The 14822-nt window shown below is 53.0% G+C and carries 14 protein-coding genes; 10 read left to right on the top strand and 4 right to left on the bottom strand.

The annotated features are described in order from the left end of the window. Positions 1-24 precede the first annotated feature (24 nt). Complete coding sequence (locus ACH5Y9_RS14135; RefSeq protein WP_445366507.1) at positions 25-603, bottom strand: Maf family protein; 579 nt, start codon at positions 601-603, stop codon at positions 25-27. Between the two features lie 69 nt (positions 604-672). On the opposite strand from ACH5Y9_RS14135, the gene ACH5Y9_RS14140 reads away from it, so the two are divergent. The 6 genes from ACH5Y9_RS14140 (at position 673) to fabG (ending at position 5259) form a co-directional block, all read left to right on the top strand. Next, on the top strand, positions 673-1191 hold the full coding sequence (locus ACH5Y9_RS14140) for a YceD family protein (protein ID WP_445366508.1): 519 nt from the start codon (positions 673-675) through the stop codon (positions 1189-1191). A gap of 1 nt (position 1192) precedes the next feature. Further along, positions 1193-1375 carry a 50S ribosomal protein L32 gene (gene rpmF / locus ACH5Y9_RS14145; protein ID WP_033158926.1) on the top strand — a complete coding sequence of 61 codons (183 nt, stop codon included), beginning with the start codon at positions 1193-1195 and terminating at the stop codon, positions 1373-1375. A gap of 210 nt (positions 1376-1585) precedes the next feature. Continuing rightward, on the top strand, positions 1586-2614 hold the full coding sequence (plsX, locus tag ACH5Y9_RS14150) for a phosphate acyltransferase PlsX (protein WP_319962519.1): 1029 nt from the start codon (positions 1586-1588) through the stop codon (positions 2612-2614). Then, positions 2611-3579, top strand: a complete 969-nt coding sequence (locus ACH5Y9_RS14155) for a beta-ketoacyl-ACP synthase III (RefSeq protein WP_445366509.1) — start codon at positions 2611-2613, stop codon at positions 3577-3579. The genes plsX and ACH5Y9_RS14155 overlap by 4 nt, the downstream gene beginning before the upstream one ends. 2 nt (positions 3580-3581) lie before the next feature. Further along, on the top strand, positions 3582-4538 hold the full coding sequence (fabD, locus tag ACH5Y9_RS14160; RefSeq protein WP_445366510.1) for an ACP S-malonyltransferase: 957 nt from the start codon (positions 3582-3584) through the stop codon (positions 4536-4538). After that, entirely contained in the window at positions 4531-5259 is a 729-nt protein-coding gene (gene fabG / locus ACH5Y9_RS14165) for a 3-oxoacyl-ACP reductase FabG (protein ID WP_445366511.1), read from the top strand. The genes fabD and fabG overlap by 8 nt, the downstream gene beginning before the upstream one ends. A gap of 71 nt (positions 5260-5330) precedes the next feature. On the opposite strand, the gene ACH5Y9_RS14170 is transcribed toward fabG, so the two are convergent. From ACH5Y9_RS14170 to ACH5Y9_RS14180, 3 genes are all read right to left on the bottom strand, one after another. Continuing rightward, positions 5331-6266, bottom strand: a complete 936-nt coding sequence (locus ACH5Y9_RS14170) for a response regulator (RefSeq protein ID WP_445366512.1) — start codon at positions 6264-6266, stop codon at positions 5331-5333. Continuing rightward, positions 6263-9640 carry a hybrid sensor histidine kinase/response regulator gene (locus tag ACH5Y9_RS14175; protein ID WP_445366513.1) on the bottom strand — a complete coding sequence of 1126 codons (3378 nt, stop codon included), beginning with the start codon at positions 9638-9640 and terminating at the stop codon, positions 6263-6265. Before ACH5Y9_RS14175 ends, ACH5Y9_RS14170 begins: the two co-directional genes overlap by 4 nt. Positions 9641-9800: 160 nt before the next feature. Further along, complete coding sequence (locus tag ACH5Y9_RS14180) at positions 9801-10562, bottom strand: hypothetical protein (RefSeq protein WP_445366514.1); 762 nt, start codon at positions 10560-10562, stop codon at positions 9801-9803. 273 nt (positions 10563-10835) lie between these two features. Here ACH5Y9_RS14180 and fmdA point away from each other — a divergent pair, with 273 nt between their 5' ends. The 4 genes from fmdA (at position 10836) to urtB (ending at position 14819) form a co-directional block, all read left to right on the top strand. After that, positions 10836-12059: a formamidase gene (gene fmdA, locus ACH5Y9_RS14185; protein ID WP_445366515.1), complete on the top strand. Its 1224-nt coding sequence runs from the start codon at positions 10836-10838 to the stop codon at positions 12057-12059. Between the two features lie 26 nt (positions 12060-12085). Continuing rightward, positions 12086-12442, top strand: a complete 357-nt coding sequence (locus ACH5Y9_RS14190) for an FmdB family zinc ribbon protein (protein WP_445366516.1) — start codon at positions 12086-12088, stop codon at positions 12440-12442. A gap of 103 nt (positions 12443-12545) precedes the next feature. Next, on the top strand, positions 12546-13796 hold the full coding sequence (urtA, locus tag ACH5Y9_RS14195) for an urea ABC transporter substrate-binding protein (protein ID WP_445366517.1): 1251 nt from the start codon (positions 12546-12548) through the stop codon (positions 13794-13796). A gap of 105 nt (positions 13797-13901) precedes the next feature. Continuing rightward, positions 13902-14819 carry an urea ABC transporter permease subunit UrtB gene (gene urtB / locus ACH5Y9_RS14200; protein WP_319962509.1) on the top strand — a complete coding sequence of 306 codons (918 nt, stop codon included), beginning with the start codon at positions 13902-13904 and terminating at the stop codon, positions 14817-14819. The last annotated feature ends 3 nt before the right edge of the window (positions 14820-14822 follow it).

Here is a 14822-nt window from a genome sequence, read left to right on the forward strand (position 1 = left end):
TCTGCTACCGTAAGTCGCGGTAAATCAGAGAATATTGACCCCAAACTTGTCGAGTAAAGCCACCAATTTTATCAAGGGCAATCCTACTAATGCATTGGGGTCCTCGCCGACAATTTTACTAAATAGCGCGATCCCTAAACCCTCGGATTTGAAGCTGCCGGCACAGTCGAAGGGCCGATCCAAATCAATGTATCTCTCAATCTGCGACGAGGTCAGCGTTTTGAAGTGCACACTACAAACATCCATATCGCTCAGGTGCCGGCCCGATACGCTATTAAAAACGCAGACTCCAGTATAAAATTGCACGGCCCGGCCGGATTGCTTGGCAAGTTGTTGAATTGCCGCGTCGCGCCCGCCGGGTTTTCCCAATATCTCTTGGTCGAGCACGGCAACCTGATCGGAACCAATGATCAAATGATTAGGGTATGCTTTGCCAACTTCTTCAGCCTTCGCCAGCGATAATCTGCGCACCAAAGCATAGGGCGATTCGCCGGCTTGCGGGCTCTCATCGACGTCACTGCTGCAACTTAAAAAAGCAAGACCCAGTTTTTCCAACAACTGGCAACGGTATTTCGAACTCGAAGCAAGGACTATGGCGGTCATCGGCTAGGTAGTGGTTTGAGTCGGTGTGCGTTTGACGCAACAGTTAGTTATCTGTATCATTGTACAGTTATGTCAGACAAGTTTCCCGACCTTATCGATCCCTTATTATTCGCCGAAAGACGCGGCGCGTTTTCCGGGGATATAAAAATCGCTGCGCTCGAGCGCTTGTCTGGTAGCGTGATCGATCATGGTGGCAGCGTTAGCGCCAAGATCGAATTTGGTAAGGAAGGTAAACGCATTGTCGTTGCCGGCCATATCGAGGGGGTTGTGGAATTGGCGTGTCAGTCTTGTTTGCAAGCACTGGCCTGGCCGCTGAATATCGATTTTAAATTGGCTGTTGTTGCTTCGCTACAGGAAGCAAAGCAACTGGACGATTTCGAACCGCTATTGCTGGACGGCGACACCCTATCATTAAACGCGGTGATCGAAGACGAAATCCTGCTGGCATTGCCCGACTACCCTCGGCATGAACACGATTGTCTCGCCCACAACCGTTCGGAAGATGCCGATTACAGCGCAACAGATAGTCAGACTAAGGCTAACAACCCTTTTTCTGTTTTAGCAAAACTTAAAAAAACTGGAGATTGAAATGGCAGTACAAAAGAGCAAAGTATCGCGTTCCAGACGCGGTCAACGTCGTTCACACGATGCATTAGTCGGTAAAACCCTGTCTCAGGATCCGTTGACCGGCGAAACCCATCTGCGTCACCACATGACGCCGGACGGTTTCTTCAAAGGCCGTCAAATCATTGCCGGCAACGACGAAGATTAATCGTTTTAAACTGCCATAGGCCGACTCGTAACTCATTCGCAAATCGAGTCGAGCAGCCCTTAGTCCACGACGGGCCGCAAGCATCGCGTTTTCCCGCGCAATCGTCAGCACGACGGGCAGTAATATTTGATTTATTGATAGTCTCTGAGTAAGCCAACACGTCGCTGGATAGCTGTTGGCTCCTTTCAACTTCTGGAGTTAGTCCTAAGCGTGAGCTCAACTCTCTCAATTGATGCCATGGGCGGGGATTTCGGTCCTCAAGTTACCGTACCTGCTTCACTGGCCTGTTTACGAAAAAGTCCGGACTTAAATCTGATCATGGTGGGCGATGAGGCGGTTCTTGGTAACCTTCTATCCCAAGCGCTGGTCGAGTTCAAAGGCCGGATCAGTATTCAACACGCCTCGCAAGTCGTCGAGATGGACGAAGCGCCGCAAAAAGCCTTGAAGAACAAAAAAGATTCTTCCATGCGCGTGGCGATAAATCTGGTACAGGAAGGCAAGGCCGACGCCTGTGTCAGCGCAGGTAACACCGGCGCGTTAATGGCAACAGCCCGTTTCGTACTGAAAATGATTCCCGGCATCGAACGCCCGGCGATTATTTCCACACTACCTTCTACTTTCGGCCACACCCACATGCTCGATTTAGGCGCCAATGTCGATTCCAGCGCCGAACAACTCTACCAATTTGCCGTCATGGGCGAAGAAGTGGTCAAGGCCGTGGAAAAAATCGAACGCCCTCGTATCGGTTTGTTGAACATCGGCGAAGAAGACATGAAAGGCAACGAACAAGTCAAAGCCGCCGCTAAATTGCTGGAAAGCTCCGGACTGAATTACATCGGTTACGTGGAAGGCAATTCGATTAACGCCGGCAGCGTCAAAGTCGATTTAATCGTCTCGGACGGTTTCGTCGGCAACATCGCCCTAAAATCTATCGAAGGCGCGGCGAAAATGATAGGCAGCAAACTGAAAGACAGTTTTTCGCAAAACTGGCTGACCAAATTAGCCGGATTGATCGCGTATCCTGTTCTGAAACGCTTCAAAGACAGCATAGACCCGCGCCTCTACAACGGCGCCAGCTTCATCGGCCTGCGCGGCTTGGTGATCAAAAGCCACGGCGGCGCCGACGCTCTGGCTTTCGAAACTGCCATTCATCTGGCGGAAGTCGAAGTCGCACAGGGCCTTATTCGTAAAATCAGCGAAAAACTAGAACTCGCGCTGGCCCAAAAGGTTGATGAATGACACGCTGGACTCATGTTATCGGTACGGGCGGCTATCTGCCCGAAACCATCCGCACCAATGACGATATATCCGCCACGGTGGACACATCCGACAGCTGGATCTACGAAAGAACCGGTATCAAAAGCCGCCGCATAGCCGGTCCCGACGAAACCGCTTCCAGCATGGCGGAAATCGCCGCCAGACAAGCCATTGACGCAGCCGGAATTGCAGCTGACGAGATCGACATGATCATCGTCGCCACCGGCACACCGGATCGCGTCTATCCCAGTACGGCCTGCCTGTTGCAGGAACGCTTGGGCATCAAGCAATGCGTCGGTTTCGATATTCAGGCCGCCTGCTCGGGTTCCGTTTACGGACTCAGCATCGCCGACCAATACCTGAAAACCGGTTTTGCCAAAAACGTACTGGTAGTCGGCACGGAGATTTGCTCACGCATCGTCGATTGGACCGACCGCGGCACCTGCATTCTGTTCGGCGACGGTGCCGGCGCGATTTTGCTGACCTCCAGCGATAAGCCGGGCATCTTGTCCACGCATATCCACTCCGATGGCGGCTACGAAGATTTATTGTATTGCCCCAATCCGCAGGTAGCGGCAGTCGCTAAGCAAAACGAGCCCGCTTACATCAGCATGCGCGGCAACGAAGTTTTCAAGGTGGCAGTCAACACCTTGGGCAGGATTGTCGATGAAACCCTGGAAGCCAACGGCTTACAGCAAAGCGACATCGATTGGCTGGTGCCGCATCAGGCCAATACGCGCATCATCGCCGCCACCGCCAAGAAGCTGGGCATGTCGATGGACCAAGTGATTCTAACCCTGGAAAACCAAGGTAACACGTCCTCCGCCTCCGTGTTATTGGCGTTTAACGAAGGCGTGCGCGACGGCCGTATTCAACGCGGACAAACCGTATTAATGGAAGCTTTTGGAGCCGGTTTTACCTGGGGTTCCGCATTAATCAGGTACTAAACATGACGACGATAGAACAAAGTTACAATCTGGCATTCGTATTTCCCGGACAAGGCTCGCAAGCCGTCGGTATGCTGGGCACCCTGGCCGCCGCCAACCCATTGGTCAAGCAAACTTTCGAGCAAGCTTCCGACGTGCTCGGTTTCGATCTGTGGAATATGATCGCGAACGGCCCGGACACCGACTTGAACCAAACACATAACACCCAGCCGGCTATGCTGGCGGCCGGCGTTGCGGTATGGCGGGCCTGGTGCGAAAAATCCGACATCAAACCCGCCTGGATGGCCGGCCATAGCTTGGGTGAATACACCGCCCTGGTCTGTTCCGGTGCGCTGGGTTATGAAGACGCCATTCGCCTGGTCGCCGAGCGCGGCCGCCTGATGCAGGAAGCGGTACCAGCCGGAAAAGGCGCGATGGCGGCTATTCTGGGCCTGGAAGATCATCAAGTCGTTAACACCTGTGCCGAAGTCGCCAATGGCGAAATCGTTGCGGCCGCCAATTTCAATGCCCCAGGCCAAGTGGTGATTGCCGGCGAAACCGTCGCAGTGGAAAGAGCGATGGAAGCCTTAAAAGCGCTGGGCGCCAAACGTGCATTAAAACTACCGGTTAGCGTGCCGTCCCACTGCGCATTGATGGAAGCGGCTTCCGACAAATTAAACGAAATATTGCAAAGCCTTAACGTCGAGATGCCCAATAGCACGCTGATCCACAACGCCGACGTCAAATCGCACGGCTCGCCGGAAGTGATTCGCTATGCATTGAAAGAACAATTGTTCAAACCGGTGCGCTGGGTGGAAAGCGTCAAATTCATGCACGAACAAGGCGTCACCGCTTTTGTTGAATGCGGACCCGGCAAAGTATTAGTCGGTTTAAACAAACGCATAGCGCCTGATGCAACGCATTACACCATTTACGACCCCGAAACCATTGACAACGTTGTGGAGCAACTCCGTGGATAAAAAACTCGCCATTGTTACCGGCGCTAGCCGCGGCATAGGCCGGGCCATTGCCGAAAAATTGGTCGCCGACGGCTTTTTTGTGGTCGGCACCGCCACGTCCGAAAGCGGCGCCGATGCGATCTCCGCTTATCTGGGCGACAACGGCAAAGGCTACAAATTAAACGTCGCCGACGCTGCCGACATAGAAAACTTCATCAAAACCACCGGCGACGAATACGGCACCCCGGCGGTGCTGGTCAATAACGCCGGCATCACCCGCGACAACCTGTTGATGCGGATGAAGGACGAGGAATGGGACGACATCATCAACACCAACCTGACTTCGATCTTCCGGATGAGCAAAGCCGTCTTGCGCGGCATGATGAAAGTCCGTTACGGCCGCATCATCAATATTTCCTCGGTGGTCGGCTCCACCGGCAACGCCGGCCAAGCCAACTACGCGGCAGCCAAAGCCGGCATGATCGGCTTTGCCAAATCCATGGCCAAAGAAGTGGGTTCACGCGGCATTACCGTCAATACGGTCTCGCCGGGCTTTATCGATACCGACATGACCAAGGAACTGTCGGAAGACATCAAGAATGCACTGCTGGGTTCAATTGCGCTGGGCCGCTTGGGTCAGCCGGAAGAAATCGCCCATGCCGTATCGTTCCTGGCCTCCGAACAGGCATCCTACATCACCGGCGAAACGCTGCATGTGAATGGCGGCATGTATATGCCTTAAAGGTCAAAAGTTTCTCCAGACCAAATAAAAGGCCGGCAAACAGTTAGTTGCCGGCCTTTTTTATTGCCGATTCACCCTCGCTGCAACACCATCGCCACCGCCGCCGCCCGCGTCGAAACGCCGAGCTTTTCAAAGATATGCTCCAGATGTTTATTTACGGTTCTAGGGCTGGTGGTCAGGATGATACCGATCTCTTTGTTGGTTTTACCTCGGGCAATCCACATCAAAATTTCGGCCTCGCGAAAAGTCAGCTTCAGCTTGTCGCGCAGGGTTTCCGGGGTCCATTGCGCGTCTTCGCGCTGCAATAACAGCAGATATTCATCCGGATTCTGGCAGGCGCTGACCCGCAACGCAAAGCCCGGAGCCAGACGATGCGCTTCCGTTTCGGCTGCCATCTCGCTGCGCCCGCTTTGCCGCAACCAGCGTTGAAACCAGCCGCGCATGCTTTCCGGCAATAGCTTATCCGCAGTATGCTGCGCCCCTCCTTCTTGTAATTCGGCAAAATCCTCCAACCATTCGCGAGCCGCCGGCGTCAGCCAGACAATGCCGCCCGCCGCATCCACAGCCACCGCAGCAAAATCGTGATGATCCAGTAAACTCTCGGCTCGGCGTAAATTGCGCGATTGGGTCAGATGCACTTCAATCCGCGCCAGCACCTCGGCCGGCCGAATCGGCTTGACGATGTAATCCAACGCCCCCTCGCCAAAGCCGCGCAGCAAATCGTCCAATTCGCTAAGCCCAGTCATGAACAACACTGGAATCGGCGCGGTGGCCGGATCGGCTTTCAAACGGCTACAGGTCTCGAAACCATCTATGCCCGGCATCATCACGTCCAGCAAAATGATGTCGGGTTTGACATATTGAATCTGCTCAATGGCCGAACAGCCGTCGGTCGCCACCAACACCCGATAATTGGCCTCGGAAAGCGTATCGGATAGTAGAGCCAGATTGCCGGGCGTATCGTCGACTATCAACACCGTGCCATTGCTGGCGGATACTTCCATCATCGGGACACCTCCTGTTTGTGCATATTCAATAGTTTTCTAATTTCGCCTATCCGAAATTGACTGGCCAACGCTATCAGTTTGGCAAAAAAAGCACCGTAACGCGGCTCGGTTTCGGCAAGCTGTTCCAAGACCTTTTTCAAACCTAATAAATCGCCAATCCGCACGCATTCCACACACCCAGTTAACAACTCAGGCGGCGGCATTATCAGCGGCTCGGCTGCTTTTTCCGTGGCAACTGGCGCAACCTCGTTCTGATATAACCAAGCCAACGACAAATACAACTTCAATTTCTTCATTAACTGCGGCACTTGAATCGGCTTGGATAAAAAGTCGTTACAACCGGCATTCAAAGCCGCCAAGCGATCGCTGGGATAAGCGTTGGCGCTGAGTACCAGGATCGGCATGGTCCATGCCTGATCACGCAACTGCATCGCGGTTTCGATACCGCTGATTCCGGTCATCGAAATATCCAACAAAATGATGTCGGGTGGATTTTCCGGCACTTTGAGCAAACACTCTTCGCCGGAACACGCCTCACTCAAATAAAAACCCAAAGGCTCCAGCATGGACAGCAATAACTCGCGGTGATCGCGTTGGTCATCTACCACCAATATTTTTCGGCGCGGACCTTGGTAACCAATAATCGCCGCTTTGGGATCGGCATCCGCCTCCGCCCCCAAACTGGGCAGCAACAAGCGCACGGTAAAGGTGGAACCCTGGCCGATTTGGCTTTTCACCGTCAACTCCCCACCCATGACCTCGGTGAGAATCTTGCTGATCGTCAAGCCCAAACCGCTACCGGCCACCGCGTTGCCGGTGGGATTATGCAAGCGGGTGAAGGGCTGAAAAATATCCTGCAACTGCTCTTCGTCGATACCGCTACCGGTATCGCTCACCTGAAAATTGGCCACGCCACCGCTGTAACCAATCCGAAACACGATGTCCCCAGCCGAGGTAAATTTCACCGCATTGCTAAGCAAATTGATCAAGATCTGCCCCACCCGCTTTTCGTCGCCGCGGATGCGCTGTGGCAAGGTATGAGAAATCTGACAGACAAAATTCAGACCCTTGTCTTCGGCCTGCAATTTATAGGTGTGTACCAAATGATCAATAAAATCCGGAAAATGAATAGGCTGGTACTTCAATTCAAATTTTCGGGCTTCGATCCGGGCAATATCCAGTATATCCTCAATCAGCGCGCATAAATGCTCACCGCTGCGTTTCAAGGTTTCCACAGCTTGCTGGCGGTGCGCCGGAATACTGGGATCTTGATGCAGGATATGCGCGTAGCCGATGATACTGTTCAAGGGCGAACGAATTTCATGGCTCATATTGCTCAGGAATCGACTCTTCGCTTGATTGGCGGTGTCCGCCATTTTCAAAGCCCGTTGCAGTTTGCCATCCGTCTGTTTATGCTCTTCGATTTCCATCAAAAGCAACTGGGTTTGCTTGGCCGTTTCCTCATGCGCGACGCGGCGACTTTCTGCATTCAGAATCAACCACCAGGTACACAGCCCGATAAACACCAGCAACGACGCATAAATCTTTAGAAAATTATTCAGCAGTAACTGAAACGCCCCCATGTCGTGTTCGACGCTCAGCAAATCCTGATAGTAAATAATGCTGACAAAAATGCCGCTCAACACCGACAAAAACAAAAACATCAAGGTAAAGCGCAGCAACCTCAGGCGGGCGTCCAAACTCATCGCCGCCGGCATGCAACATCGAGCGAGTTTTTCCAGATAGTCTTCAAAACGAAAACCTACTTTGCAGCCATCCAGACAGCGCGCATCCAAGGTGCAACACAAGGAACAGATGCTGCCGGCATAAGCCGGGCAATAGGCTATATCCTCGTGTTCAAACTCGTTCTCGCAGATCGAACATTTGTTGTGCGATTTACGATTATTCTCCTCCCGATTCCGCGCCAGATAATGTTTACCGTCCGATAAGTAAGCAATCGCCGGCACCAATACAAACGCCAATCCCAAGGCAATAAACGCCGAGAACGCCTGCGGATAGACCCCAAATACCCCGGCGTAGGCCAAGATAGACAGCAAGGACGCGCAAAACGTGGAAATGATGCCTACCGGATTTAAATCCGACAGATACGCGCGCTTGAACTCCACCACTTTGGGACTTAAGCCAAAAGGCTTGTTGATCATCAACTCGGCGGCGATGGAACTGATCCAGGCAATCGACATATGCGAAAACAAGCCCAGCACTTTTTCCAAGGCGCCAAACACGCCAAACTCCATCAGCAACAGCGCAATCAGCACATTGAAAAACAACCACACCACACGCCCCGGGTGACTATGGGTTAATCGCGAAAAGAAATTGGACCACGCCAAGGAGCCGGCGTAGGCATTGGTAACGTTGATCTTGATTTGACTGACAATCACAAATAGAGTGGTAGCCGCCAACGCCCATTTTGGATCGTCAAACAATTCGTTATACGCTACCAGATACATTTGCGTCGGTTCGTGGGCATGCGCGGGACTGATACCATGGCGGATCGCCAAATGCGCCAGCAACGCCCCCAACAGTTGCCTTAATGCGCCAAACACAATCCAGCCAGGCCCTGCAGCCACCATGGCCAGCCACCAGCGGGTTTTGTTTGCCTGGTTTTTTTGCGGCATGAACCTTAGAAAGTCTACCTGTTCGCCAATCTGCGCCACCATGGAAAACGCCACCGTCGCCGCTGTACCGAACAATAACCAATTGAAGCCTTGCCCACTGCCGGCGATCCAGAAATAAGTACTCAAGGTTTCTAGTGCTTCTGGCTCCCGCAAGGCCACCGCGATATAGGGTGCGACGAGCAACAACAACCAAAGCGGTTGCGTCCACAGCTGCATTCGGCTAATCGTGGTAATCCCAAACGTCACCAGCGGAATCACCACCACGGCGCTGACGATATAGGCAACCTCCAGCGGTATATTGAAATACAGCTCGATGGCCAACGACATGATTGAGGCTTCCAGTGCGAACAGCGTGAACGTATAGGACGCATAGATCAACGAGGTCACCGTCGAGCCGATATAGCCAAAACCGGCGGCGCGAGTTAAAAGATCAATGTCGATATGGTAGCGGGCCGCGTAATAGCCGATGGGCAAACTGACGATAAAGATGACGACAGCAACGATGGCGATGGCCCAAACGGCATTGGTAAAACCATAATTGATGGACAGGAATCCGCCGATCGCCTCCAATACCAAAAACGACGTAGAACCGAAAGCCGTATTGGCAACCTCAAACTCCGACCATTTCCGGAACCGGCGCGGCGCAAAACGCAAGGCATAGTCTTCCAGTGTCTCGTTGGCGACCAGACCGTTATATTCCCGGCGGATTTTGGTGATGTTTTGATGAATGGTTTTCATGGCTCAGGAGTATCTAACGCGCCGGCGAATTTTAGATGTCGGCGCGAACCAGCATTAAACGCTACCATCGCAGCGCAACACCTTTTAACATCCTGGATGACTGCTGACCACACCCAGGATTAGGCAATCGCCCCCGACGGCGTATCAACAGCCACACGAATCACTTACGCTCGTAGCCAAACTCAAGGATTACCGGCGATCCTTGATTGTGAATAATGATCTGCTTCTTGGTCTCACCGCCGACCTCCTCGACCCGCGTGGCCGCCGGATCTTCAGGTTTAGATAGAGCCGGCACCTGTTTTACTTCCACTTGCACATCCGGCATCCAGCCCGGTTTGAAGGTGTGGGTATCCATACGGTGTCCCGTCGCAGGCAGCTTGAGTTCATCCAACAAATCAAAACACACGGTGCTGACATGATCGATGACTTTGTCAGTGACTTTGCTTTGGTTGGATTCATTGATGAGTTGATGGGCGCTGACGGTCGCCTTGTTTTCGATACTGGCTTCGTCACTGCCAATTTTTTTTAGATGGCAACTGATCGGCAGCACCTTGGCTTTTTGAAACCCCAGGCCACGCGGGTCCGAATCACCGCTAGTCCAGGAAAAACCGACCGGGGTATCGCCGGTGGCCGCTTTCCCCAAACTGATCAGCAGCGTATGCGAGCTATCCACACGGCTTGACTTGACCGGATACTGCCACTCCGCCAAATTCTTGCCGACCTGCTCGGCAATCAAGCTGGGCGACAGTTTGAAACCAAACTGCCCGAGGTTCTGATCAGCCACATCAATCACGATGCCGCTAATCGACGCCCGATCGATGGCCTCCACTCCGCTGGCGGCCACTGCCTGCCCCAGAAAACACCAGGGCAATACCCATAACCCGGCGCGGATATGTCTTAAAAACAGCTTATACCTACTCACAATACTCTCCTAACGGTTCAAGTTCACTCTACGGAAGCCCTGCGTTGCCTGCCATACGTCAAATGACTAATGAGTCATCTGACGAATTGTGGGAACGGTCGGCGAATTTAACAATGAACCCCGGCAGAACTGCTAACACGCCTTACAAAAGACTGCCTTTATTTCCATCGAGATTACGCAAAACAAGGGGATTTTATATGAATGGTGTTATCGCAAGGGCTTTAACCGCAGCATTAATTTCTTGTCATTGAAATTCACCGTTGAGGAGGCCGCATGAAAACGTTAATTAAGTTAGATTTAGACAAAAAGCCCTGGGAACAGGATGGTCTGATCCACAACCGCTGGCATCCGGACCTGCCGATGGTCGCCATGGTCAAACCCGGCGACGAATTTCGGGTGGAATGCATGGACTGGACCGGCGGCCAGATTGGCAACAACGACAGTGCCAACGACGTCCGCGATGTGGATTTGACCCAGGTACACTATTTAAGTGGCCCGATAGGCGTGGAAGGCGCGGAACCCGGCGACTTGATGGTCGTGGAAATTCTGGATGTCGGCACCCTGGACGACTATCAATGGGGCTTCAACGGCCTATTCGCCAAGGAAAACGGCGGCGGCTTCCTGACAGACCATTATCCGGAAGCGCGCAAATCCATCTGGGATTTTCACGGCATCTACACCACCTCCCGCCATATTCCCAATGTTAAGTTTGCCGGCATCATGCATCCCGGTTTGATTGGTTGCTTACCGTCCCGGGAATTGCTGGAAAACTGGAACGCCAGGGAAGCGGCGTTAATCGCGACCGACCCGGACCGGGTGCCGGCCTTGGCGCTGCCCCCCAACCCGCAATCAGCCGTCATGGGCCGCTTAACCGGCGAAGCTGCCGTCGCAGCCGCGGCGGAAGGCGCCAGAACCGTGCCGCCGCGCGACCACGGCGGTAACTGCGACATTAAAAACCTCACCAAAGGCTCCAAAGTATTCTTCCCGGTTTACGTCAAGGATGGCGGTCTGTCCATGGGCGACTTGCATTTCTCGCAAGGCGACGGCGAAATCACCTTCTGCGGCGCGATCGAAATGGCCGGCTATCTGGACATCAAGGTCAGCTTGATCAAAGAGGGCGTGAAAAAATACGGCATCAAAAACCCGATCTTCCAACCCAGCCCGCTGTCACCGGCGTATCGCGACTACCTGATTTTCGAAGGCATTTCGGTCGACGAGCAAGGCAAGCAACATTATCTGGACGTGCATGTGGCTTACCGCCAAGCCTGTCTCAACGCCATCGAATATCTGAAAAAGTTCGGTTACACCGGCGCTCAAGCACTATCGATTCTCGGTACTGCCCCAGTCGAAGGCCATATCAGTGGCATCGTCGACATCCCCAATGCCTGCGCGACCCTCTGGCTGCCCACCGAGATTTTCGATTTTGACTTAAAACCGAATGCGGATGGACCAACCAAAATCATTACCGGCACCGCCGACATGGCGTTCACCAGTTAATTCGGCAATCGATCAGGAGCTTGAATATGCCTTTGTACGAATATCAGTGTCACGACTGCGGGCCGTTTACCGCAATCCGGAAAATGAGTGAATCCGCCAGTCCCGCCATTTGCGCGCAGTGCGGAGCAGTCAGCGAGCGGGTGATTTCCGCGCCGCATTTTGCATTATTGGGCAAGGCGCAACGCCAGGCTCACGAAACCAACGAACGCTCGACGCACGAACCAAAATCCATGCGCCGCTCAAGTTGCGGATGCAGCGGCGCCCATACCTGTAAGCCCAAGCAGGACAGTACAAAGGAAAAAACCAGCGGCGATCAGCCAGCAGCAAACGGCTTCCAGATGCAAACCAAGAAAACAGCACGACCTTGGATGCTGGGGCACTAGCCGTTTTGTAATTGAAGAGAGATTTAACAACGTGTTACGCGGTAAATGGATTTGTCTATTCAACAAATCTTGAGTGTTTGATTCATCAATATGGAGAAACTAAATGAGTAATTCCGATAGACGACAATTTATGAAAAAGACCACGGCCTTAGTCGCCGTATCGCTGGCACTGGGCTTACCCATTGGCATCGACGTCGCCAACGCCGCCGACTTTCCGACGGCTACGGTCAACACCACTGGCCTGGCTGTCACCGATACCACGGTAAAGGTGGGCATTTTGCATTCCGCAACCGGCACCATGGCCATCAGCGAAACTGGCTCCATCCAGGCGGAAAAATTGGCGATTGCCCAAATTAACGAAATGGGCGGCGTTTTAGGCAGAAAAATCGAGGTGATCCAGGAAGACGGCGCCAGCGATTGGCCTACTTTCGCAGAAAAATCCAAAAAGCTGCTGGAAAACGACAAAGTAGCCACCGTATTCGGTTGCTGGACCTCGGCATCAAGGAAAGCGGCATTACCGGTGTTTGAAAAAGATAACGGCCTGCTGTTCTATCCAACCTTCTACGAAGGTTTGGAGCAATCGAAAAACGTGTTTTACACCGGCCAGGAAGCCACTCAGCAAATTCTCGCGGGTCTGGATTGGATCGCCAAAGAGAAAAAAGCCAAAACCTTTTATCTGATCGGTTCGGATTACATTTGGCCACGTACCTCCATGAAAATTGCCCGGAAACATATCGAGCAACATTTGGGCGGCACGGTGGTGGGTGAGGAATACATCGCCTTGGGCGACACCCAGTTCGGTTCGGTGATCAATAAAATCAAACTGAAAAAACCGGATGTGATTTACGCAGCGGTGGTAGGCGGCAGTAACGTGGCTTGGTTCAAGCAATTGAACGCGGCCGGTCTGAACGCCAAAAAGCAAAACATGCTGACCATCTCCGTGACCGAGGACGAGGTATTGGGTATCGGCGGCGAGAACCTGGAAGGCTTCTATTCCGCAATGAAATACTTCCAATCCTTGAAAAATCCTAACAACGAAAAGTTCGTGGCTGAATTCAAGAAAGCCTATGGCGACGCTGCCGTGATCGGCGACGTCACCCAAGCCGCCTACCTGGGACCCTGGCTATGGAAAGCAGCGGTCGAGCGCGCCGGCAGCTTTGATGTCGACAAAGCCGTGGCCGCCTTACCCGGTTACGAGTTGACCACCGCGCCGGAAGGCTACGTCAAAGTCGATCCTAACCACCACTTGCACAGTAAGTTGCGGATCGGTCAATGGCGGAAAGACGGTCAAGCCGATGTGGTGTACGAGTCCGATTTGATCGCGCCCGACCCATTCCCTAAAGGTTACCAATAAGCGCCAAGGCGCTAAGCGAGCCAACCGTGGCAACCCGCAATTGGGCGGTTGCCACGGTGTTTTAAACGCGAGTTGTTTCATGTCAGTGAGTTAGCGGGAGGCCTTATGTTTGGATATTCGATGGAAGAAGTGGGCAACATCGTGGTGATGCAGGGCTTTTCTGGATTGAGCCTGTTTAGCGTCCTACTGTTGATGGCGTTGGGCCTGGCCATTATTTTCGGGCAGATGGGTGTAATCAATATGGCCCACGGCGAATTCATGGCCGTCGGCGCTTACACCACGGTATTTATGTCAAAAATTGCGGTGTCCTACGACATCGTCAATTCCTATTTTGTATTTGCGATCGTCGCGGCCTTTATCCTCGCCTTTTTGATCGGCTATCTCATTGAATATGTGTTGATACGCCATCTTTACAAACGGCCTTTGGATACGCTGTTGGCGACTTGGGGCTTAAGTCTGGTCATGCAACAGATTTTTCGCTCCACCTTTGGCGCCAAGGAAGTGAGCGCCGAATTGCCGGAATGGCTTTTGGGTTCCTTCAAGCCCACAGAGGATATCGATATTCCGATTAACGGCGTGTTCGTGATGGGATTGGCTTTGATCGTCACCGTCGGCGTCTACCTGTTCATGTACCGCTCACGTTGGGGCCTGCGCGTCCGGGCGACCATGCAGAACCGGGTGATGGCGGGTGCGGTGGGTATCAATACCAAAAAAGTGGACCGCTTGACCTTTGCTTTGGGTTGCGGGATTGCCGGCGTCGCCGGTGCAGCCTTCACCACGATTGCATCCACCGGCCCTACGACCGGCTCTTTATACATCGTCGACAGTTTCATGGTGGTGGTATTCGGCGGCGCGGCCAGCCTGATGGGCACCATCGCTTCGGCCTTCGGCATCGCCCAGGCCCAATCGATATTGCAATTTTTTATGACCAGTTCAATGGGCAAAGTGGCGACCTTGATGACCATCGTCATCATCTTGATGATGCGTCCGGAAGGCTTGTTTGCATCCAAAGTACGTAAATAGAGG

Source organism: Methylomonas sp. BW4-1 (assembly GCF_052474385.1).